Annotated in this window: 13 protein-coding genes and 1 riboswitch; of the genes, 4 read left to right on the top strand and 9 right to left on the bottom strand. The window is 68.7% G+C overall.

The genetic code is table 11. The features are described 5' to 3' along the window. Positions 1–236: 236 nt before the first annotated feature. Complete coding sequence (locus tag ACKN61_RS22935; RefSeq protein WP_408951383.1) at positions 237–1,727, top strand: AAA family ATPase; 1,491 nt, start codon at positions 237–239, stop codon at positions 1,725–1,727. A gap of 25 nt (positions 1,728–1,752) precedes the next feature. On the opposite strand, the gene ACKN61_RS22930 is transcribed toward ACKN61_RS22935, so the two are convergent. The 3 genes from ACKN61_RS22930 to ggt all read right to left on the bottom strand — a co-directional run bounded on the left by ACKN61_RS22930 (position 1,753) and on the right by ggt (position 5,256). Next, positions 1,753–2,109, bottom strand: a complete 357-nt coding sequence (locus ACKN61_RS22930; protein ID WP_408951382.1) for a gamma-glutamylcyclotransferase family protein — start codon at positions 2,107–2,109, stop codon at positions 1,753–1,755. A 43-nt stretch (positions 2,110–2,152) separates the two neighbouring features. Next, the gene (locus ACKN61_RS22925; protein ID WP_408951381.1) at positions 2,153–3,133 is read right to left on the bottom strand and encodes a RimK family alpha-L-glutamate ligase; all 981 of its coding nucleotides are present in this window, start codon (positions 3,131–3,133) and stop codon (positions 2,153–2,155) included. 12 nt (positions 3,134–3,145) lie between these two features. Further along, a riboswitch (S-adenosyl-L-homocysteine riboswitch) is annotated at positions 3,146–3,226 on the bottom strand. A 299-nt stretch (positions 3,227–3,525) separates the two neighbouring features. Continuing rightward, entirely contained in the window at positions 3,526–5,256 is a 1,731-nt protein-coding gene (ggt, locus tag ACKN61_RS22920; RefSeq protein ID WP_408951380.1) for a gamma-glutamyltransferase, read from the bottom strand. A 282-nt stretch (positions 5,257–5,538) separates the two neighbouring features. Between ggt and ACKN61_RS22915 the strand changes: the two genes are divergently transcribed. Continuing rightward, positions 5,539–7,044, top strand: a complete 1,506-nt coding sequence (locus tag ACKN61_RS22915) for a hypothetical protein (protein ID WP_408951379.1) — start codon at positions 5,539–5,541, stop codon at positions 7,042–7,044. A gap of 271 nt (positions 7,045–7,315) precedes the next feature. Next, positions 7,316–7,978, top strand: coding sequence for an ankyrin repeat domain-containing protein (locus tag ACKN61_RS22910; RefSeq protein WP_408951378.1), 663 nt, complete (start codon positions 7,316–7,318; stop codon positions 7,976–7,978). Between the two features lie 288 nt (positions 7,979–8,266). Here the strand turns inward: ACKN61_RS22910 and ACKN61_RS22905 are convergent, their stop codons facing one another. From ACKN61_RS22905 to ACKN61_RS22880, 6 genes are all read right to left on the bottom strand, one after another. Further along, complete coding sequence (locus ACKN61_RS22905) at positions 8,267–11,113, bottom strand: ATP-binding protein (protein WP_408951377.1); 2,847 nt, start codon at positions 11,111–11,113, stop codon at positions 8,267–8,269. A gap of 8 nt (positions 11,114–11,121) precedes the next feature. Further along, positions 11,122–12,318 carry an EAL domain-containing protein gene (locus tag ACKN61_RS22900; protein WP_408951376.1) on the bottom strand — a complete coding sequence of 399 codons (1,197 nt, stop codon included), beginning with the start codon at positions 12,316–12,318 and terminating at the stop codon, positions 11,122–11,124. A gap of 217 nt (positions 12,319–12,535) precedes the next feature. Continuing rightward, positions 12,536–13,174 (bottom strand): hypothetical protein, encoded by a 639-nt coding sequence (locus ACKN61_RS22895; RefSeq protein ID WP_051885214.1) that lies wholly within the window; start codon positions 13,172–13,174, stop codon positions 12,536–12,538. A 241-nt stretch (positions 13,175–13,415) separates the two neighbouring features. Further along, positions 13,416–15,836, bottom strand: coding sequence for a family 20 glycosylhydrolase (locus ACKN61_RS22890; protein ID WP_408951375.1), 2,421 nt, complete (start codon positions 15,834–15,836; stop codon positions 13,416–13,418). Between the two features lie 194 nt (positions 15,837–16,030). After that, the gene (locus ACKN61_RS22885; protein WP_408951374.1) at positions 16,031–18,718 is read right to left on the bottom strand and encodes a TonB-dependent receptor; all 2,688 of its coding nucleotides are present in this window, start codon (positions 18,716–18,718) and stop codon (positions 16,031–16,033) included. 201 nt (positions 18,719–18,919) lie between these two features. Then, positions 18,920–19,993, bottom strand: coding sequence for a glucokinase (locus tag ACKN61_RS22880; protein WP_408951373.1), 1,074 nt, complete (start codon positions 19,991–19,993; stop codon positions 18,920–18,922). A gap of 407 nt (positions 19,994–20,400) precedes the next feature. On the opposite strand from ACKN61_RS22880, the gene ACKN61_RS22875 reads away from it, so the two are divergent. After that, positions 20,401–21,723 (top strand): sugar MFS transporter, encoded by a 1,323-nt coding sequence (locus ACKN61_RS22875; RefSeq protein ID WP_408951372.1) that lies wholly within the window; start codon positions 20,401–20,403, stop codon positions 21,721–21,723. Positions 21,724–21,968: the final 245 nt, after the last annotated feature.

The following is a 21,968-nucleotide window of genomic DNA, read 5'->3' as shown; positions in this document are numbered from 1 at the left end:
GGCAAGAGCAAATCCCCCCTGGCCCCCCTTTTTCAAAGGGGGGAAGTGCCTCGGGTGGGAGTGCAAAGGGCCTGTGCTCGATGCGTCCTTGCTGCAGCGGCCCTGGCTGTTGCCCCCTTTGACAAAGGGGGCGAACGGCCGCGCAGCGGGCGTGGGGGATTTGCGGTTGCCCGCGTTTTTCCGAGGCCGACCCATCCGCGCGCCGTATCATGTCGCGTCCACGGAAGAACGGCCCCATGAGCGAACTGCAAGACCTGACGGCGCTGATCCGCGCCAACACCGCATTGATCGTGATCGAGACCCGCGACGAGTCGCGGGTGATCGAGCTGTTCCGCCAGGTATTGATGAACGTGTGGCGGGCGCTGTACCGCTGGTCGATCACCGAAGGCCTGCGCCGCGTCGATTTCGACCGCGACGACGAAGAGACCGAGGTCGCTCCCGACATTTCCAATACCTTGCAGTCGATCCGCGACGCCGAACAGCGCGGCATCTACCTGATGTTCGATGCGCATCCCTACCTTGGCTATGCCAGCACTCAGCGCCAGCTGCGCGAGATCGTCCAGCGCCGCGGCTGCCAGCCGCACGTGCTGGTGCTGATCGGGCACAAGGTCGAGTTGCCGCCGGACCTGGAGTCGCTGGCGGTGCGCCATCGGCCGAGCCTGCCGGACGCCAACGCCCTGCTCAAGCTGGTGCGCGAGGAAGCCGAGAACTACATGCGCGAGCACGGCGGGCGCCGGGTCGAGAGCGACGCCGACGCGGTCAAGCAGATCGTGCGCAACCTGCAGGGCCTGGACCCGGTCGATGCGCGCCGGATCGCGCGCCATCTGATCTTCCGCGACGGCGCCATCGGCCCGGACGACCTGCCGGAACTGGCCAAGCTCAAGTTCGAGCTGCTCAATCGCTCCGGCCATCTGCATTACGAATACGACAGTGCGCGCATGAGCGAAGTGGCCGGCGCGCGCCGGATCAAGCGCTGGATCGAACAACGCCGCGGCGTATTCGTCAGCGGCGATGCGCCGCCCGGGCTGGACCCGCCCAAGGGCATCCTGCTGCTCGGCGTGCAGGGCTGCGGCAAGTCGATGATCGCCAAGGCGGTGGCGGCCGGCTTCGGCGTGCCGCTGGTGCGCCTGGACTTCGGCACCCTGTACGACAAGTTCCACGGCGAGACCGAGAAGAACCTGCGCGCGGCCTTGAGTTCGGCCGAGCAGTTGTCGCCGGCGGTGCTGTGGATCGACGAGATCGAGAAAGGCCTGGCCGGCGACGGCGGCGACAACGACGGCGGGGTGTCGCGGCGCGTGCTCGGTTATCTGTTGACCTGGATGGCCGAGCGCAAGTCGCGGCTGTTCCTGGTCGCCACCGCCAACCAGATCGAGGCCTTGCCGCCGGAACTGCTGCGTAAGGGCCGCTTCGACGAAATCTTCTTCGTCGACCTGCCGGTCGCGGAGGTGCGCGAGGAACTGTTCGCCAGCCATCTGCGCAAGCGCGCGCTGAAGCCGGAAGGTTTCGACCTGGTCGCGCTCGCCCAGGCCAGCGACGGCTTTTCCGGCGCCGAGATCGAGCAGGCCATCGTCGCGGCGATGTACGCCGCGCATGCGGCGAACACGCCCCTGGCGGATTTCCAGTTGCGCGCCGAGCTCAAGCAGACCCGGCCCTTGTCGGTATTGATGGGCGAACAAGTCACCGCCCTGCGCGAGTGGGCGCGCGGGCGCACGGTCGCGGCGGATTGAGGGCCGGCGACCGTAGGCGGCGGTCCTAGGCGCCCCGGGCTTTCACATACACCCAGGCCTTGCGTCCCGAGGCCAGGCTCTCCAGCACGCGCTGGTACTCGTCGACTTCGTAGGCGTCGGCGTGGGCCAGTTCTTCGGCGCTGATCGCGAACACCATGCCTTCGACGCGGTCGTGCGGATCGCCACTGGCTTCGACGATCGGGTGATAGGCCGCGCCGCTGGTGGCGACGACCTGCGCGTCTTCGATCTTCACCATCGTGCGGCGGTAACCGACCAGGGCGTCGGCCTGGCCTTCGAGCAGACGGCCGAAGGTGGCCTGCTGTACATCGGCCTGCTGCAGGGTGCCGTAGGAAAACAGGGACTCGGTGGTTGCGGGGGGCATGCGGACTCCGTTGCGCCGCCTCGCGGCGGCGCGGTGCAGAAGCTTATCCGGCGGCGAGCGTCGCCGATTCGCCGACGCTCGGCCAGCGTCGCGCCAGTTGCGCGGCGAACAACTCCGCCGCCGGCGGATACGCGGCGAAGTGCAGGAAGGGTTCGATGAACTCCAGTTCCATCAGGCGGAAGCCGTCGGCGGTCATCACCCCGTCCACGCGCACATAGGCTTGGTCGCGATAGCCCAGTGCGGCCACGGCATCGAGCGCGCGCCGGGCCGCGGCGAGAATCGCCGGGTCGGGCTCGGTCAAGCTCGCGCTGCCGCCGAAATCGGTCTGTACGCGGTAGTCGCCGTTGTTGGGTTTCTTGAGCACGGCGTGGCTGTAGTGGCCGTCGAAAAACATCAGCGACCACTCGCCTTCGGCGACGATCTCGGCCATGAACGGTTGCACCAGATATTCGAGTTCGGGCGGCAGGGCCGCCAAGGCTTCGGCGAAGGCGGCCTCGCCGACCCGGCCGCGCACGGTATGCCAGGCGCCGCCGCTGACGGTCGGCTTGATCACCACTTCGCGTCCGGACATCGCCGCGACCGCATCGGCGAGGGCGTCGCCGCGCGCCAACACGGTCGGGATGATCGCGACATCGCGGGCGGCGAGATCGAGCAGGTAGCGCTTGTTGCTGTTCCAGCGCAGCAAGGGCAGTTCGTTGGCGATCGGCAGGCCGAGGGTTTCGATCTGGTCGTACCAGGCCAGGAAGTCGTCGTAGTGGCGGAAATAGTCCCAGGTGGTGCGGACCAGGACGGCATCGAAGCGGGTCCAGTCCACGGCCGGGTCGTTCCAGACGCAGGCGACCGGCTCGATGCCGTGCCCGCGCAGGGCGTCGACGAGGCCGGCGTCGTCGGGGTGGAACTCGGCGTAGACGGTCGAGGTGACCACGGCGAGCTGAAAGCCGTTCGGCGAGGCAGCGTGGGCGGCGCCGATCGCGGCACCGGGATGGATGTTCGCGTCGCCGGACGCGGTATGAGAAACGGGCATGACGCCTCCATGATCGGGAGGGCGCCCTTGTCTCGGCATCGCGGATCGAGCGTGGCGGAACACGTCGGTTCCGTCGCAGCACCCCTCGGTCCGGACTGCGGATGGCCTGAGGCGATCCGCAACTGGTGCGCGGCGTCGGTTCGACGCCGCGCGAATAGTGTTCGATAGCACAGTCGGCGCTGTCAATCGCGCGGCGATGCTTTTCGGGTAGGGGCGGCGCGAGCCGCGACCTGCGCTGCCGGGTGCGCCGACGCGGTCGCGACTTGCGTCGCTCCTACCCCGAAGCCGCGGGGCTTTTGTAGGAGCGGCGTGAGCCGCGACTGCGTGGGCTCATGTCGCTGCGCATGTCGCGACTTACGTCGCTCCTACATTCCGAGCCCGACGCGGTTCGCTCAGTAGCCCGCGGCCTGGCCGTCCTTGCGCGATTCGCTGGCGCCGACGTAGCCGCCGTGGGGGTTGACCATGATCGCCTGGTAGCCGCCGTAGGGGCCGTGGGCGAAGCGCACGCTGTGGCCGCGGCGCATCAGCTCGCGCACGGTTTCGTAGGCGAAGCCGGTCTCCAGGTCGAGTTCGCCGCCGTCGCTCATGACCGTGGCCTGGCCGGCCGGTTCGGTGGAACCGTCGTGCTGCAGGCGCGGGGCGTCGCCGGCTTCCTGCAGGTTCATGCCGAAGTCGATCAGGTTGATGACGATCTGGGCATGGCCCTGCGGCTGCATCGCCCCGCCCATCACCCCGAACGACAGCCAGGGCTTGCCGTCCTTGGTCACGAACGCGGGAATGATGGTGTGGAACGGGCGCTTGCCCGGCGCGAACGAGTTGGGGTGGCCTTCCTTGAGCACGAATTGCTCGCCGCGGTCCTGGAAGATGAAGCCCAGGCCCGGCGGCGCCATGCCGCTGCCCATGCCGCGGTAGTTGGACTGGATCAGCGAGACCATCATGCCGTCGGCATCGGCGACGGTCATGTAGATGGTGTCGCCTTCGTCGAGCTCCTTCGGCGTCGCCGGCTGCACTTCGCGCAAGGCCTTGTCCATCGAGATCAGCTTGCGCCGCTGCGCGGCGTAGTCCTTGGAAATCAATTTCGCGACCGGCGATTTCGAGAACGCCGGGTCGGCGTACCAGCGCGCGCGGTCGGCGAAGGCGAGTTTCTTGGCCTCGGTGAACAGGTGCAGGTGCTCGACGCTGCCGAAGCCGTAGGACTTCAGGTCGTAGGGTTCGAGCAGGTTGAGGATCTGCAGCGCGGCGATGCCCTGGCCGTTCGGCGGCAGTTCCCAGACGTCGTAGCCGCGGTAGTTGGTGCTGACTGGTTCCACCCATTCGCCGCGATGGGCGGCGAGGTCGTCGTAACTCAGGAAACCGTCGTTGGCCTTGAAGTAGGCATCGATGGTGCGGGCGATCTCGCCCTTGTAGAACGCATCGCGCCCGCCCTTCGCGATCTGCTCCAGGGTGTTGGCGAGGTTCGGGTTCTTCCACATCTCGCCGGTGCGCGGGGCGCGGCCGTCGATGGTGAACTGCTCCTTGAAGCCCGGCCATTTCGACAAACGCGGCACCGAGGCGTTCCAGTAATAAGCGATGACCTCGTGGACCGGATGGCCGTCGCGCGCATAGCGGATCGCCGGCGCCAGGTTCTCGGCCATCGGCTTGCGGCCGAAGCGTTCGTGCAGGGCGAACCAGCCGTCGACCGTGCCGGGCACGGTGACCGGCAGCGGTCCGTGCGGCGGGATGTCCTTGAGCCCGCGCTTTTGGAACTCGGCCAGGGTCAGCGACTTGGGCGAACGGCCCGAGCCGTTGTAGCCGTAGAGCTTTTGGGTCTTCGGGTCCCACACGATCGCGAACAGATCGCCGCCGATGCCGTTGCCGGTCGGCTCCATCAGGCCGAGCGCGGCGTTGGCGGCGATGGCGGCATCGACCGCGCTGCCGCCGGCCTTCATCACGTCGAGCGCGATCTGGGTGGTCAGCGGGTGCGAGGTCGCGGCGATCGCGTGCGGGGCGTAGACCTCGCTGCGGGTGGCGAAGGCCTTGCCGCTGATGCGGTCGGCGGCGGGGGCGGACAGCGGCAGGCCGAGCGCGCAGGCCAGGGCGAGCAACGCCAGGCCGCGGCGGGGCGCGGTGATCGGTCGGGACATGCGGTGCCTCTCCAGGTGAACCCCGACCATAACGCAGCCCGGCGACCGCGCGCCTGGGCCGAAGGTTGATCTCCCTGCCGCGCCCGTCTCTGCTTCGCTCTCCGACTCCCGGCTCCCGGCTCCCGGCTCCCGACTCCCGACTCCCGATTCCCGATTCCCGATTCCCGATTCCCGATTCCCGATTCCCGCGACCTAGGGTCAACCCTAGCTCGGGCGCGTACCAGCTGTTTCTGCACAACCGGCGTCCATACGCTGCGTTCAAGTACCCAGGGGGTGGCCGCGATGAGCTTTCCAGAGTTCGACAGTGCGTTCCGTTTCGCCCAGTTGCCGAATCTGATCGATCACCTGCTGCACCCGCAGCCGTCGTCGCAACCCCTGCCGCAGGACACCGCACCGCCGCTGACCCTGGCGAGCGCGCCGGTCGAGCTGCCGTATTCGCCGCACGCGCCGGTCGACACCGCCGCGCAGGAGCCCTTCAGCGAGCAGCTCTACGGCCAGCAGCCGCAGAAGGCCATCGACACCTCGCTGGCCGAGCTGTCGAGCGACGTCTACAAGACCGACGGCGCCGGTACCGCCGGCTGGACCCGGCTCACCCCCGAGCAACTGCTCGACCTCAAGGGCCCGGACGGCAAGCCGGCCGGCATCGACCCGGCCTCGCTGGAGACCGAGGGCACCGGCTTCCGCGCCGCGGTCTACACCAACAACAACGGCCAGTACGTGGTCGCCTTCGCCGGCACCAACGGCTTCAGCCCGTTCGGCGACGGCGACATCGCCAACGACGTCGGCCAGGGCCTGGGCTTCGAGACCAGCCAGTACAAGCAGGCGGTCGCCCTGGCCAAGGAAGCCGAGGCCGCATTCGGCGACAACGTCGTGTTCACCGGCCACTCGCTCGGCGGCGGCCTGGCCTCGACCGCGGCGTTGGCCACCGGCAACACCGCGGTGACCTTCAACGCCGCCGGCCTCAGCAACGACACCTTGCGCGATCTGGGCTTCAGCCCGCACGACGCGCGCTCGCAAGCCGAGGACGGCCAGATCCGCCGCTACAACGTCGACGGCGACCCGCTGACCGGCGTGCAGCAGAGCGTCGAGGTGCTCAACGGCACGCCCGATGCGGTCGGTTACGAGCTCAACCTCAAGCATCCGGAAGGCTGGCCGAACGTGCTCAGCGCGCACGGCGCCGCGACCGTGATCGAGGCGATGAAGACCCAGACCCCGACCCCGACCGAAAGCATCGAAGGCGACGATCTCGGACTCCTCGACCGCACGGCCGAGACGGTTTCGGAAACCGCGATCGATCTGCTCGGCGACGGCGCCCAGGAGCTGATCGACCTCGGCGTCGACGCCTTCAACGTCGGCTACGATTTCGGCGGCGACCTCGACGGCGTGATCAACAACGAATACGCCGATGGCCGCTACATCGACGGCACCCTCAAGCTCACCGGCGACCTCGCCGAGGGCACCTTGAATCTGGCCGGCGACGTCGGCCGCGGCGGCTTCAACCTGGTCGGCGATGTCGCCGAAGGCAGCGGCGAACTCGCCGGCGGCCTGATCCGCGACCTCGGCGAATACGTCGGCCTCAAGGATGCCGGCGACACCCTCGGCGGCTGGATCGAGGACGGCGGCCAGATCCTCGGCGATGTCGCCGAAGGCGCCGGCGAGCTGACCGAGATCGTGTTCGATGGCCTGGGCACCGCGACCGAGGCCACCCTCGACTTCGCCGGCGATGTCGCCGAAGGCACGGCCAAGGTCCTCGACGATGTCGGCAGCTTCCTCAATCCCTTCGACTGAGGCGCGGACGCGAGCGTGGTGACGGCCTGGGCGCGCCACGGCGGCGGGCCGCGTGGTCGCGTCTGCCCGTGAACGGCATCGGCTTCTCTTATCCGCCGGCGCGGCTGCGTTACGATCCGGCCATCCGACCACGGTCGTCTTCCAGAGCAGGCGCCTCGTCATGAACTTTCCGCATCTGAACCCGCGTGGCGCGGTCTCGCGCGTGATGGCCGCCGCCATCGTGCTTATGCTGTCGGTCTGCACGGCGTGTGCAGGCCCGGGAAACCGATCGATGCAAGCCAGCGAAGTCTTCCCCGACGTGCGCAGCGCCGAACTGGCCGAGGCCGCGGCGGACGGTAATGCCGCGCGCGTGCGCGAGCTCGCCGCGGCCGGCGCCAACCCGAACGCGCGCGGCGCCAAGGGCACCACCCCGTTGCAGTGGGCGCTGTATCACCACAGCAGCGCCGGCCTGGAGGCCTTGCTGGGCGTCGGCGCCGACCCCACGGTCGGCAGCGACGACGGCATGACCGTGATGCACCTGGCGGCGATGGCCAACGACCCGCGTTACCTGCGGGTGCTGCTGGATCGCGGCGCCAACCCGGACACCCCGAACACCGTCACCCAGGCCACCCCGCTCGCGGCGGCGCTGATGGGCGAGCGCGCCGACAACTTCAAGGCCCTGCTCGCCGCCGGCGCCAAGCCCGACCTGGCCGACCGCATGGGCAACACCCCGTTGCACCAGGCCGCCAAGGTCAACGAATTCGGCCATGCCCTGACCTTGTTGCAGGCCGGCGCGAGCCCGAACGCGCGCAACGTGCAGGGCGCGAGTTTTCAGCGTTTCATGTTCATGACCCCGGAGAAGGTCCTCAACGGCCAGACCCGCCGCGAGCGCGAAGCGGTGATCGAATGGCTGCGCGAGCACCAGATCCCGATCGAGGATGCGCAGGCGAAGTAGGCGCGTTGGGGCAACTGCAACAGTAACGGCAACGGCAACGGCAACGGCAAATCCCCCGCGCTGTAGACACGAGCGACCCGGGCGCTGCGCCGGGCGCGATCCCCTTTGTCAAAGGGGGCGAGTCAACACGCTTGTTCGGACGGTGTAGAGGCGATCGTCGCTGCGGCTGCGCCTATCGGTGCCGCAGCTCGCGCCGCATCCGCCTCAACTTCCGTTCCCCCCTTTGGAAAAGGGGGGCTAGGGGGGATTTGCTCTAGGCGTTCTCGTCCAGCCAGCGCCACCCTCGATTCAGTGCGGCAGTCGTCGCAAACGTTCAAGCGCGGTTTCCAACTCGCTGAGCACCGCCAGCAACGACGCCCAGTCTTCTTCGTGCGCGGCCTGCTCGACGGCCTGCGCGGCCTCGCCGAGTTCGTGGGCGCCGATCAGGGCCGCGGCGCCCTTGATGCGATGGGCCTGGCGACGTATGCCGGCGAGGTCGCCTTGGGTGCGCGCATTCTGCAACTCGGCCAGGTCCTGGCGGGTGACGGCGAGGAAGTCGTCGAGCACCTCGGCGGTATCGCCGCCGCTGTCGCTCAGCAGGTGCTGCAGCACCTCGCCGTCGAGTACGCGTGCGCGTTCGTCGCTCGCCAGCGCCGGCGATGCACCCGGCGGCGGCACCGTGTGCGGCAACCAGCGCTGCAGGGTGGCGGCCAGGCGCGCGACCGCGACCGGCTTGACCAGGTAGTCGTCCATGCCCGCGGCCTGGCAGGCCTCGGCTTCGCCTTTCAGCGCCGATGCGGTCAGGGCGACGATCGGGGTGCGCGGCAGGCCGTCGCGCGTTTCCTGTTCGCGCACCGCGCGAGCCAGGCCGTAGCCGTCCAGGCCGGGCATGTGCACGTCCGACAGCAACAGGGCGTAGCGCCCGCTGCGCCAGCGCTGCAGGCCTTCCTGGCCGCTGCTGGCGGCTTCGCTGGCATACCCGGCCAGGGCGAGCTGGCGTGCGATCACCAACCGGTTGGTCGGGTGGTCGTCGATCAGCAGGATCAGGCTGCGTTCGCGCTCGGCGGTGGCGAGGTCGGGCAGCGGACGCGCGACCAGCGCCGTCGCCTCGGCGTCGCCGAGGATCGAGGCACGCAGTTCCGACGCCGGCGCCCGCGCCAGAGCGACGCGCAAGCGCATGCTCGTGCCGACGCCGGGCGCGCTTTCCATGCTGACGTCGCCGCCCATCAGCTCGGCCAGGCGCCGGCAGATCGCCAGGCCGAGACCGGTGCCGCCGTAGCGGCGGGTGGTGTCGCCGTCGGCCTGGCTGAAAGGTTCGAATAAACGCTGTTGTTGCTCGGCGCTGACGCCGATGCCGGTGTCGCTGACGCGCAGGCACAAGGCATCGCGGGCTTCGTCGCCGCCGCCGGCGAGGGCCGGACCGAGGTATTCGAGCGCGACCTCGATGCTGCCGCGCTCGGTGAACTTGACCGCGTTGGAGAGGAAATTGCCGAGGATCTGGCGCAGGCGCAGGGCGTCGGCGTAGTGCGCCGGGGCGATGCCGGCGTCGATCCGGCAGCTCAGGGTCACGCCGCGGCTGGCGGCGGCGCCGACGAAACCGGCCATCGTGCTGCGCACCAGCGCCGGCAGGTCGACCGCCTCGGTGACGATCTCCAGGCGTCCGGCTTCGATCTTGGAGAAGTCGAGGATGCCGCCGATGATCTGCAGCAGCGATTGCGACGACTGCTCGATCACGTCGAGGGCGCGGCGTTGCTCGGCGTCCAGGCGCGAATGCGCGAGCACCTCGATCATGCCGGTGACGCCGATCATGGGGGTGCGGATCTCGTGGCTCATCGCCGCCAGGAACGAGGACTTGGCGCGGTTGGCATCTTGGGCACGGGCTTCGCTGGCGCGCAGTTCGCGTTCGAGCCGCTTGAGCGCGCTCAGGTCGGCGGCGATCAGCAGCAGGCCCGGTGCGTCCTCGTCCTCGTGGGTGGCCGACACCGCCACCAGCGCCGGCACCCAGGTGCCGTCGCGATGGCGCAGACGGGTCTCGCGCGGCGCGGCGTTGGCCAGGGCGAGCTCGCGCAAGGCGGTCCAGTCGGCGCGCACGGTTTGCCCGGTCTGCGCGCTCAACTCGTTCGCCAGCGCCTGCAAGGCGCGCGGCTCGAACACGGTGTGCAGGCGTTCGTGGCCGATCACCTCCCGCGCGCTGACCCCGAGCAGGCGTTCGGCGAAGGGATTGACCAGGGTCAGGCAACCGTCGCCGTCGACGGCGAGGATGGCGATCTGCGCCGAATCCAACAGCGAACGCTGGAAGCGCTCGCGTTGCTCGAGTTCGGCGCGGGTGCGTTCGTTGCGGATCAACTGCCCGGTCAGTTCGGTCTCGAAGCCGAGCACGTCGCGGCGCATGTCGATAAAGGCCTGCATGACCGCACCGAGTTCGCCGGCCGGCAGCTCGCCGGGCTCGGCGGTGTAGTCGTGCTCGCGCATGCGCCGCGCCAGCCAGGTCAGGCGGTCGATGCCGCGCGAGGCGTTGCGCAGGATGCGCCGGCCGATCAGCGCCGCGGTGGCCAGGGCGAACAACGACAAAGCGATGCGGATCAGGCTGACCCGCTCGCTGCGGACGATGTCGGCGCGCACCACGCTGTCGGCCTGGACCAGCTTGAGGTCGGACAGCAGTTGCAGGCGTTGGGTCAGCGGGTCGACCGCCGGGTACAGGCGTTTGTCGGCGAATTGGCCCAGTGCGCGGATGTCGCGATGGCGCAGGATCGCGCGCAGCTCGGCCGCGGCGGCGTCGGCGGTGCGGCGGGCCTGGGCGGCGGCGTGCAACTGCGCGCGCTCCTCGGCCGAATGCGGCAAGGCCTGCAGGCGCGGCCAGGCCTGGTCGACGCGGCGCTGGGCGCTGTCGACGCGTTGCAGGCCTTCGTCCCAGTCGACCAGGTAGTTGCGCACGCGGAACGTGGTGTCGACCACGTCCAGGCCGTAGCCGTCGGACACGGTCTTGATCAGGCGCAGGCCGAGCAGGGCGTCGTCCTGCAAGGTCTGCAGGGTGCGGCGCGCGCGGTATTGCTCGATCTCGTCGATCACCAGCACGCTGGCGCCGGTGAGCAGGAACAGGCCGAACAGTCCCCACAACTGGTGGCGGATGCTGAAGCGGTCGAGCCAGGCGAACACCGCGCGCCTCAATGTTCGGGCCGGCGCCAGCGGCCGAGCAGGGCCGGCAACTCTTCGCCGGGCACCGCGTCGCCGATCAGCCGGCCCTGGGCGATCGCGCAGCCCAGTTCGGCCAGCATCTGCCAGTCCTCGACCGTTTCCACGCCTTCGGCGACCGCGTCCAGGCCGAGCTTGCGCGCCAGGTCGAGGCTGGCCTCGACCACCGCGCGCTTGCGCGGCTGTTGGTTGGCGCCGGCGATGAATTCCTGGTCGATCTTCAATTCGGTGAACGGCACCTGCGAGAGTTGCGACAGCGACGACCAGCCGGTGCCGAAGTCGTCGATCGACAGGCCGAAGCCCTTCAGGCGCAGGCGCGCGAGCACGCCCAGGCCGCGCGCGGCGTCGGCGATCAGCGAGCTTTCGGTGAGTTCGAGCACGACCTCGGCCGGGTCGACGCCGGCCTCGCGGACGATGCGCTGATAGCGGTCGGCGGCGCCGGCATCGTCGAGGGTCGAGGCGGAGACGTTGACCGACAGTTTCAGGCGCAGCCCGCTGCGGTCCCACTGGCGTTTCCAGCGGCAGGCCTGGGCGAGCATCTGTTCGGTGAGTTCGTCGACCAGGTCTTCGCTTTCCAGCAACGGCAGGAAGTGCTGCGGCAGCACCACGCGGCCGTCGCTGCGGGGCCAGCGCGCCAACGCCTCGACGCCGATCGCCCGCCCATTGCCGAGTTCGACCTGCGGTTGGAACCACGGCACGATCTCGCCGGCGGCCAGCGCCGCGCGCAGGCTGTCGAGGCCGATCTCGCCGGGGTCGTCGTCGGCGACGGTAGCGGCGACCAGTTCCAGGCCGGCCAGGGCCTGGGCGAGCTTGCTCCGGGTCAGCGGTTTGGGCACCGCCTCCAGCACGCGCAGGCCGCAGGCGCGGGCCATGGTCTGGACGGTATGCAGCAGGGCTGCGTCGAGCGCGCTGACCACCAGGATCGAGCGAGCCAGGTGCTCGCGGGCGAGGTGGTCGATGAATTCGATGCCGTCCATGCCCGGCATGTCCAGGTCGACCAGCACCACGTCCGGCACCTGCGCCAGCGAGCGCAGCAGGCGCAGCGCGGAGGCGCCGTCGCCGGCCTCGTGCAGGCGGGCGACGCCGAGTTCGGACAGCAGGCGCAGCGCCATGCGGCGTTGGAAGCCGTGGTCTTCGACCACCACAACGCTCAGTAGCGAAAGGGACATCCGATCCTCGGCTGCGACGGCGCATCGACAGACCGACGTCGTCGAGCGAACGCGCGGCTGTGGACGGCCGACTGTAGCCGTGTAAGGAGTCCAACGGAAACAACGGCGACGAACGGTCGCGGTTGCGTTCGTCGCCACGAAAAAGCGGCGCGGCATCACGCCGCGCCGCTGCTTTCGCGCAGGCCGGGCGAGGCGCCCGGCGCGGTCTTGCGCGGCCTTACGGCCAGCGCGGCGGGTTCTCGGCCCAGGCCTGTTGCACCTGGGCGAGGGTGGCGCGGTCGCTGTCGCGCCACGCCGGCAGCAGCTCGGCGTAACGCGAGCTGTCGCGCCACAGGTCCGGCTCGCTGCGCACCGCGGCGGCGTACCACTCCACCGCCTCGTCCTTGCGTCCCAACGACCACAGCGCGACCGCGTAGGTCGGCGGCATCCATGCGGCGCTGACGTTGCGCGCGCCGTGCAGGGTCACCCAGTACTTGAACGCTTCTTCGTGGGCGCCGAGGTGATACAGGTCCCAGGCGTAGTTCCACATGATCGCGCGCCAGTAGGTGCTGCCGCTGTCGATCTCGCGCAGCGCCCGCCCGTACAACTGGCGGCCCAACTCGACCCGGCCGCCTTCCATGGCCAGGTGCGCGAGCTGCGCGGCCTCGGTCGGCGCGTGCGCCTTGCGTTCGATGATCTTGGCCAGCCGTTCCATGGCTGCGTCGCCGTTCTCTTTGATCGCGACCACCGGCTTGGTGGTCTGAGCGTCGGCGTCGAAGTAGAACTCGCCCGGCTTCGACAGGGCCTGGGCGCCGGCGGAGCCGGATACCACGGCGGCGGCGAGTGCCGCAGCCAACAACAACTTGCGAATAGGCATGTTTGTAGATCCCCCTGGAACCCCTACATGCTAACCGCTGCGATGCACAATCCATGAATCCGCGCACATAATTTATTTGACGCAAGCGGGCGAATGGCGTGATACGGACGGGCGGCATCGCCCGCGTGCGGCCGGGTGGGCCATCCGCGGCGCGGGTACGGTCGGGCAAGGACGGGCAGCGGCGATCAGTGGACGAGCGCTCCGCCGCGGTCGCCGCGGCGGAGCGAAGGGCCTGGCCGGGTCAGTTCGCGGCCGGGCGCAGGGTCACGCGGTCGAGCGCCCACAGCGGGTCGTGGCCGCCGCTGGCGAAGACGAAGCACAGGTCGTGGCGGCCGGCGAGCTTCGGCAGGGGAGCCTGCAGCGTGCTCAGGCCGTCCGAACGCTTGGCTTCGGCCAGCGGCAGGCGCGCGATCGGTGCGCTCTTGCAGTCGTCGACGCGCACTTCCAGGGCGCCGCCGAGTTCGGCCTTGCGGGTCACGATGTTCTTGGTGTCGTGCCAGAGCTGGAAGTTGTAGGGCACCTGGCCGACCCGGACCTCGATCCGGCCGATCCCGTCGAGGCGGGCGCCTTCGTAGATCCAACAGGGGTCGATCAGGTTGGTGGTCAGCGAGGCGCGGGCGCCGTCGCCCTGGCCTTCGATCGCGGCGTCGTCCTCCAGGCGCAGGTTGTAGCCCTCGCGGCAAGGGCGCAGGCCGGCGCTGGTGCGGGTGCTCAGGTCGGACAGGTCGCGGGCGCTGAAACGGCGCGGCGCGGAAATCGCCTTGCCGTCGACGAAGGTGGTCGCCACCACGTCCAGCGGCAGGGTCGCGGCGAGCGGTTGCCGGTACAGCGGAGCGTCGACGCCCGGGTCCTGGCCGTCGGTGCGGTAGCGAATCTCGCCGAAGCCGGTCTGGTTGCTCAGCGCCAGCTTCGGCGCGGCGCCGTCGGCGCCGTCCTCGACCTTGAACTTGACTGCGAACGCGACGTCGGAGGCCTTCACGTCCTGGGCGCGGTAGCGCGCCATCTGCGCGGCCAGGCGTTGTTGGAAGTCGTTCCAGTCGATCCGCGCCTGAGGCGACCACACCACTTCGGCCAGGGCGTCCAGGCGCGGGTACAGCGCGGTCTGGATGCGCTCGAAGCTGCGGCGGTGCTCGCTCCACAGATTGGCCTGGGCGCCGAGCACGTGCTTGCTCTGGGCCGCGTCGAGCTCGGGCGGCACCACCGAGAACTGATAGAAGTCGCGCAGGGTGCTGATCGGGAAGCGTCCGCTCGGCTCGTCGTCGCGATCGCTCTGGACATAGTCGAGGTAGAGCTGGCGGTCCGGCGCGACGACCACGTCGTGGCCTTCGCGCGCGGCCTCGACCGCGCCCTTGGTGCCGCGCCAGGACATCACCGTCGCGCTCGCCGGCAGCTTTCCGCCTTCGAGGATCTCGTCCCAGCCGAGCAGGATGCGGTCGTGCTTCTGCAGGTGGCCGGCGATGCGGCCGACGAACCAGCTCTGCAGCGCCATCTCGTCCTTCAGGCCGAGCGACTTGATCTTGGCCTGCACGCTCGGCGAGGCGATCCACTGGTCCTTGGCCGCCTCGTCGCCGCCGATATGGATGTAGCGCGAGGGGAACAGCCCGGCGACTTCGTCGAGCACGTTTTCGAGGAAGCCGAAAGTCGAATCGTCAACGCCGTACAGATAGGTGTGCACGCCCCAGTCCGGCGACACCGGCGGCGCCTTGCGCACGACGTCGGTGACCCCGAGCTCGGGATAGGCGGCGATCGCCGATTGCGCATGGCCGGGCATTTCGATTTCCGGGACCACGGTGATGTGGCGCTCGGCGGCGTAGCGCACGACGTCGCGGATCTGTTCCTGGGTGTAATAGCCGCAATAGGGCTTGGGCTTGCCCTCGGCATCGCGGCCGGCGGCGCCGGCGAGGATGCGGCAACCGCCGACCTCGGTCAGGCGCGGGTACTTCTTGATCTCCACGCGCCAGCCCTGGTCGTCGGTGAGATGCCAGTGGAAGGTATTGAGCTTGTGCAGCGCCATCTGGTCGAGGACCGACTTGACCTCGTCGACGCTGCGGAAGTGGCGGGCGACGTCGAGCATGAGGCCGCGCCAGACGAACCGCGGGGCGTCGTCGATGCGCTGCGCAGCGATGCTCGCCGCGCCCTTGCCGCCGTCGGCGGTGGCCAGTTGCCACAGCGTGACCGCCCCGTAGAACAGGCCGGCCGCGGCGCGCGCCTGCACGCGCACGCCGTCGCGGCCGATCTCCAGCGTATAGGCCTCGTCGCCGCTGGCGGCGGACTTGGGGTCGAGCGCGAACACGATCGCGTCGGCGCCGGGCTTGCCGCCGCTGTCGATGTTCGGGGTGAAGCCGCGCAGCTGCTGCACGCGCGCGGCGAAATCTTCGGCGACGCGGCGCGCGGCGGAGTCGTCGGCGGCGACGACCAGGCGCGTCTGCGGCCCGAACACGAACCGCCCTTCGCCGGCGACGACTTGCGCCGGGCGCGGGATCACCGCGCTCGCATGCGCGGCGATCGCCGGCTCGGCGCCGCTCGCGGCGGTGGAGGTGGCGTCGGCTGAGCCGGAGCCGGCCGAGGTAGAGCCGGCCGACGGGGTCGTGTTCTGGCAGGCGGCCAGTCCGATCGCCGCGGCGCTGGCCAGGGCCAGGTTCCAGGCGGTACGCGTTTTCATCGTTGCGCTGCTCCGTTCGTGGCCGGCGTGCGTGGAGGCGCGCCGGCGGTGTCAGTGTGCGGTGCTCAATGCGGCGAAGCCCGGCAGGGTGAGTGCCGGGCTTCGGATGCGACGCGCCGACGGGATCGTGGCGATCCCGGCGACGTGGTCACGCGTCCGGCCTTGCGGCCGGCGCGTGCGGGTTGCGGTGCGGATCAGAAGTTGAACCGGAACGCGGCCATGTAGCGGCGGCCGCTGTGGTAGGTACCGACCGGCTTGCTCTTGCTGCCGGAGTACTGCACGTATTCCTCGTCGAGGATGTTCATGGCGTCGAACGACAAGGCCATGTTCTCGTTGAACTTCCAACCCACGCTGGCGCCGAGTTCCGAGTAGGCGTCGACGCTCGCCGGCGCCGCGCCGGCCACGTAGCCGCCGGCCAGGTAATGGCTGCGCCAGTTGTACGACAGGCGCAACGTCAGCGGGCCGTTCTCGTAGTACGGGCTGATCGCGACGCTGTCGCGCGACTGGTAGGGCAGCGGGTCGCCGGTGTTGTTCTCGCCGTCGGCGTAGGTGTAGTTCGCGGTCAGGCCGAAGCCGGTATCGGCGAACGGCTGCTGGTAGCTGACGTTGAAGCCCTTGACCTTGCCCTTGCCGGCATTGCGCGGACGCTGGATGTCGTAGTCGCAATAGCCGTCGCTGGTGCAGCCGTGGAAACCGACCAGGGTGGTGTCGAACACGACCCGGTTGGTGTCGCGGATCGAGTTGTACTGGCGCTCGATCCGGGCCGCGCTGTCGATGTAGTTGGAGATGTCCTTGTAGAACACCGACGCCGCCAGCACCGACTGTTCGGCGAAGTACCACTCGGCCGACAAGTTGAAGTTGGTCGACTCGTACGGCGACAGGTCGGCGTTGCCGCCGCTGCCGTTATACGTGGTGTCGTTGAGGAAGGTGTTGTTGACCATCTGGTTGTACGGCGCCCAGGCAATCACCTTGGCCGCGGCGAAACGCAGCAGCACGTCGTTGCCGGTGTCGTAGACCACGTTCAGCGACGGCAGCACGAAGTCTTCCTTCTTCGGCTTGGTCTGCCACTTGCCGGCCAGGTTGTCGAGCGAAGGCGCGCCGCCGTAGACGAAGCCGCTGGCGTCGGTCTTGGATTCGACGTAACGCAGACCGAAGTTGCCGCGCCAGGCGCCGCTGGCGAAGTCGGCCTGCACATAGGCCGCGGTGTTGGTCTGTTCCAGCGCCCAGGTGTTGTTGAGGAAGCCGGCCGGGTCGGGGTTGGCGAAGTTCAGCGGGCTGCCCTTGACCCAGTCGAGCACGTTGCCGCGGCCGACCTGGATGTGGCGCCCGTGGTCGTTGCTGAAGCCGCGGATGTCGGTCAGGCCGACGGTGCCGACATCGGCCAGCGTGCCGCGGTTGACCGGGCCGTAGATGTTGAGCTCGAAGGACTCTTCATGCTTGGCACGACGCACGCCGAACTGGAGGTTGTTGAACACGCTGTCGAACTCGACGTTGAAGTCGACTTGTCCGTAGGTGTCCTTGCTCTCGGTCGAGAACACGCCGTTGTTGCCCATCCAGCCGTTGACCAGGCCGCCCGACGGACCCCAGTTGGCCGGATTGCGCGCGGCGTCGGGGTTGTCGAAGGTGATGCCGCGGTCGATGTCCCAGCTGAAGCCGCCGTTGTAGACCGGCTCGATGAAGTACTGGGCGAGGTGCTTGTTCTCGGACTTGCTGCTGCCGATCTGGCCCTTGAAGCCCCAACCCTCGCCGTCGAACGCGGTGCGCAGGTCGATGCCCTTGGTCTCGACTTCGGACTCGCGCACGTTGTTGTCGTACAGCACCGTGCCGCCGGTGGCATCGGCGTTGGCGTTGGAGTGGCCGCTGGTGACCACGCCGTTCTTCGCATCGCCGAGGCGGTTGACCGCGGCGACGGTGCCGTCGTTCCAGGTCAGGAAGCTGTACAGCGACTGGTTGTAGTTGTCGAAGTTTTCCTTGATGTACAGGCCGCTGAGGTTGAACTCCCACTCGTCGCTCGGCTTGAACTGCAGGTTGACCACGGCGCTGTCGCGCTTGCGGTGCTGCTGGAACCAGGCGGCGTTGATCGAGTTCGGCACTTCCGCGTTCGGGTCGAGACCGGCGCGCGCGGCGTTGGTGAAGGTCGAGGCCTTGGCGTAGCCGAAGATCTCCAGGCCCTGGCGATCGACCTGCTCTTCGTAGTGCTGCGCGGCGACCGAGACGCCGAAGGTTTCTTCCGGGTTCTTCCAGCTGTACAGCAGCGACGCGCTCGGGCGGCCCTTGCTGCCCTGGTCGCTGTAGTTGTAGCTGACCGAGCCGGCGACCGAGTTGGCGTCCATGTCGAGCGGCTGACGGGTGTGCATGAGCACGGTGCCGCCGAGGCTGCCTTCGGTGATGCGCGCTTCCGACGACTTGATGATCTCCAGGCGGCCGAGGATTTCCGGCGCGAGCAGGGTGTAGTCGAAGCCGCGGTTCGGCTGTTCGCCGTACAGCCAGATCGCCTGCGCGACCGGATGGCCGTCGAGGAAGGTCAGGTTGAGGCTGGGGTCGGTGCCGTCGATGCTGACCCGCTCGCCCTGGCCGAAGCGGCGATCGAGGGTGACGCCGGGAATCTGCGACATCGCTTCGGCGACGTTGGTGTTGGCGAACTTGCCGATGTCCTCGGCGGTGATCGCTTCCGACACGGTCACGTTGGCCCGCTTGGTGTCGAGCGATTTTTCCAAACTCGCACGGATGCCGGTGACGACGACGGTATCGAGCTCGGTGGCTTCCGACGATGCGGACGGGCTCGTTGCTGCCTGGGTGTCCTGGGCGGCCGCCAGGCCCGGACCGATACAGGTCAGGACCGCGACGATGCTGGCTGACAGGATGCTCTTGCGCGCTTTCATTACTGTTCCTCCCTCGGGCGGTGATGGCTCGGCGATCGACCGGGGAAAGCCGGTTCGTCGCGAAGTCCGGTTTGTCTTGTCTTGTTTGTCTTGGTGCAGCCGGTCGCGGCGACGCCGTTTCCGGTTTCGGTGTTGCCGCCTTCGATGCGAGGCCGCGGTTTCGCGCACGCGCCTTGCGCGCGTGCGCCTGAGGCCTTGCGCCTACTGCGTTTTTTGTTGGCGATTCGCCGGCGCCGTCGCGCCATCGCCGGGTTCGCTTTCCTGCTGGCCCGGTTCGTACTGACCGTGCTCCAGATACCAGCTCGCCGCACCGATCACGCCGAGCCGTTCGTTCTCGATCAGCCGCACCGGCACGCGTTCGAGCACCGGACGCATCGCGCCCTTGTCGAGCATGCGGGCGTGGAATTCGCTCTCGGGCACGAAGTCCTTGAGCTGGGGCAGGATGCCGCCGGCGATGAACACCGACTTGGCGCCGCTGATCACGGCCAGATCGCCGATCACGCTGCCGAGCAGCGCGCAGAACGTCAGCACCGCTTCGCGCGCGATCGCTTCGCCGCGCCGCGCCGCTTCGGTGATCGCAGCCGGCGCACGCAGCGACGGCTCGACGCCGTTGAGCGTGCACAGCGCGCTATACAGATTGACCAGGCCGGGACCGGAGACGAAGTGCTCGGTCGGCACGTGGGTCTGGCCGCGTTGCTGGGCCAGGCTCAACATTTCGACTTCGCGCGAATTGCCCGGCGCGAAGGCGGTGTGGCCGGCTTCGGTCGGCAGCACCACGGTGGTCTTGCCGTGCGGAATGCGCACCGCCGCGCCGAGGCCGGTGCCGGGGCCGATCACCAGCACCGGGCCGGGCGTCGACTCGCTGACGCCGGGCGTGAGCAGGGTCGAATCGTTCGGCGCCATGCACTGGGCGGCGTTGGCGTTGGCCTGGAAATCGTTGATGAACAGCACCTGGCGCAGGCCGAGCTCGCGGCGCAGTTCCGACAGCGAGATCCGCCACGGCAGGTTGGAATTGATGACCTGGTCGTCGAGCACCACGCCGGCGCAGGCGATCACCACGTGATCGATGCCGACGCCGTTGCTGGCGATGAACTCGGCCAGGATCGCGGCCAGGCTCGGGTAATCCGCGCAGACGTACTTGCGGTGAGCGAGCACGGTCACGGTGGACTCGCCGCCGTTGCCGGGACGGACCAGGCCGACACGGGTATGAGTGCCGCCGACGTCGGCGGCGATGAACTGGGGCGTGGCCGTATTCAGCCGTGCAGCCGCGCTCATGCGCAGGCTCCGGCGACGGCCGTCGCTACGTCGGCGTGTGTGTTCATGATGCGTCCCCGCAAGGACATCGACGACGTCCCGTTCCATTCCCACTGCATGCGCCCTCCGCGGCTGCCGGTGTGTTTCCCCTTGGCGGCGCCGAGAGTGCTCTGGGTTTGACAACGTTGTCAACAAGTTCGCGCCAATGTGTCTCCCAGGCCGCAAAACCGTGTTTCGCTGCCCGGAATATTGATGCGCCGCAACATGGCGGCGCGCGCGCAAGATCACGGTTTGGCGGGCTTCTTGGCCTTGCGACTGGTATGCGGCAGCGACTTGTGACAACGTTGGGCCGACGCTTGTCGTGCCGGTCATCCGGATGACCAGCGGGACGTGGCGGGCGGTACCCGCCGCTCTGGGAGGGGAGTCTCATGTCGGTTTCCAACGCCAGCGCTCGGCCGCGTCACCTGGGTTCGATCGCGATCATCGGCGCGCTGTTCTTCGTGTTCGGTTTCGTTACCTGGCTCAACGGGCCGCTGATCACCTTCGTCAAATACCGGTTCGAGTTGAACGACTTCAACGCGTTCCTGGTGCTGACGGTGTTCTACCTGTCCTACCTGTTCCTGGCCCTGCCGGCGTCGAGCATCCTCAAGCGCACCGGCATGAAGAAAGGCATGTCGCTGGGGCTGTTCGTGATGGCGATCGGCGCCTTCGCCTTCGGCGAATTCGTCTTGCGCGGTTCCTATCCGGGCGCGCTGGCCGGACTGTTCACCATCGGCGCGGGCCTGGCGATCCTGCAGACCGCGGCCAATCCCTACATCAGCATCCTCGGCCCGATCGAAGGCGCGGCGCAGCGCATCGCGGTGATGGGCATCTGCAACAAGATCGCCGGCGCGCTGGCGCCGTTCGCGTTCGCGACCCTGGTGTTGGCCGGCATCAACAAGTTCGATGCGCAGCTCGCCGCGGCGACGCCGGCCGGCCGCCAGACCCTGCTCGACGAATTCGCCGCGAAAGTGCACGTGCCCTACGTCGCCATGGCCGGCGTGCTGGCTTTGCTGGCGGTGCTGCTGCTGCGCTCGCCGCTGCCGGAAATCCGCGCCGAGGACGTCAATGCGACGCCGGCCGACAGCGGCAGCGGCGCCGACAAGAAGGGCCTGGCGCATTACCCGCACGTCTGGCTCGGCGCCTTGTGCATCTTCGTCTACGTCGGCGCCGAAGTGATGGCCGGCGACGCGATCGGCACCTATGGCGCGGCCCTGGGCCTGCCGCCGAGCGAGACCAGCTTCTTCACCACCTTCACCCTGATCGCGATGCTGGTCGGCTACCTGGTCGGGCTGGTGGTGATTCCGCGTTTCGTCAGCCAGCAGAAATACCTGGCGATCTCGGCCGTGCTCGGCATCGTCTTCACCGTCGGTGCGTTCTTCACCAAGGGCTATGTCTCGGTCGGCTTCGTCGCCGCGCTGGGCTTCGCCAACGCGATGATGTGGCCGGCGATCTTCCCGCTCGCGATCGAGGGGCTGGGACGTTTGACCGAGCGCGGTTCGGCCCTGCTGGTGATGGGCATCGCCGGCGGCGCGGTGATCCCGCAGCTGTTCGCCGCGCTCAAGCAGCACTTCGACTTCCAACTGGTGTTCCTGCTGCTGATGGTGCCCTGCTACCTGTACATCCTGTACTTCGCCAAGGCCGGGCATAAGGTCGGCCTGGCCCATCGCGCGACGGCTTCGGGCACGGCATCGGCCGCGGTCTCGAACTAAGGGCCTTTCGGTCGCGGTTCCCTTTGTACGTTGGCTCGTACGAGGGGAATCCGGCGGGCTCGGCGTGGGCGTGCCGGGCCTGCGCATCGGGTGGCCGACGCCAGCGCCGGCCACCCCGCGCTGGGCGGGTTCAGCCAGCCGACTGAAGCAGTTCCCCCGCCCCCTCTGTCTAAAGAGGGGAGTAGGTGCCGGCCTGCAACCGCCCTCGTGCCCGAACGAGCGGTCAATTTTTCACCGTCGAATCG

The organism is Lysobacter sp. Hz25, assembly GCF_046097045.1.
In the GTDB taxonomy this organism is placed as follows: Bacteria; Pseudomonadota; Gammaproteobacteria; order Xanthomonadales; family Xanthomonadaceae; genus Lysobacter; species Lysobacter antibioticus_B.
The sequence above is the reverse complement of the archived record's forward strand: the minus strand, read 5'-3'. Positions and strand labels throughout refer to the sequence as shown.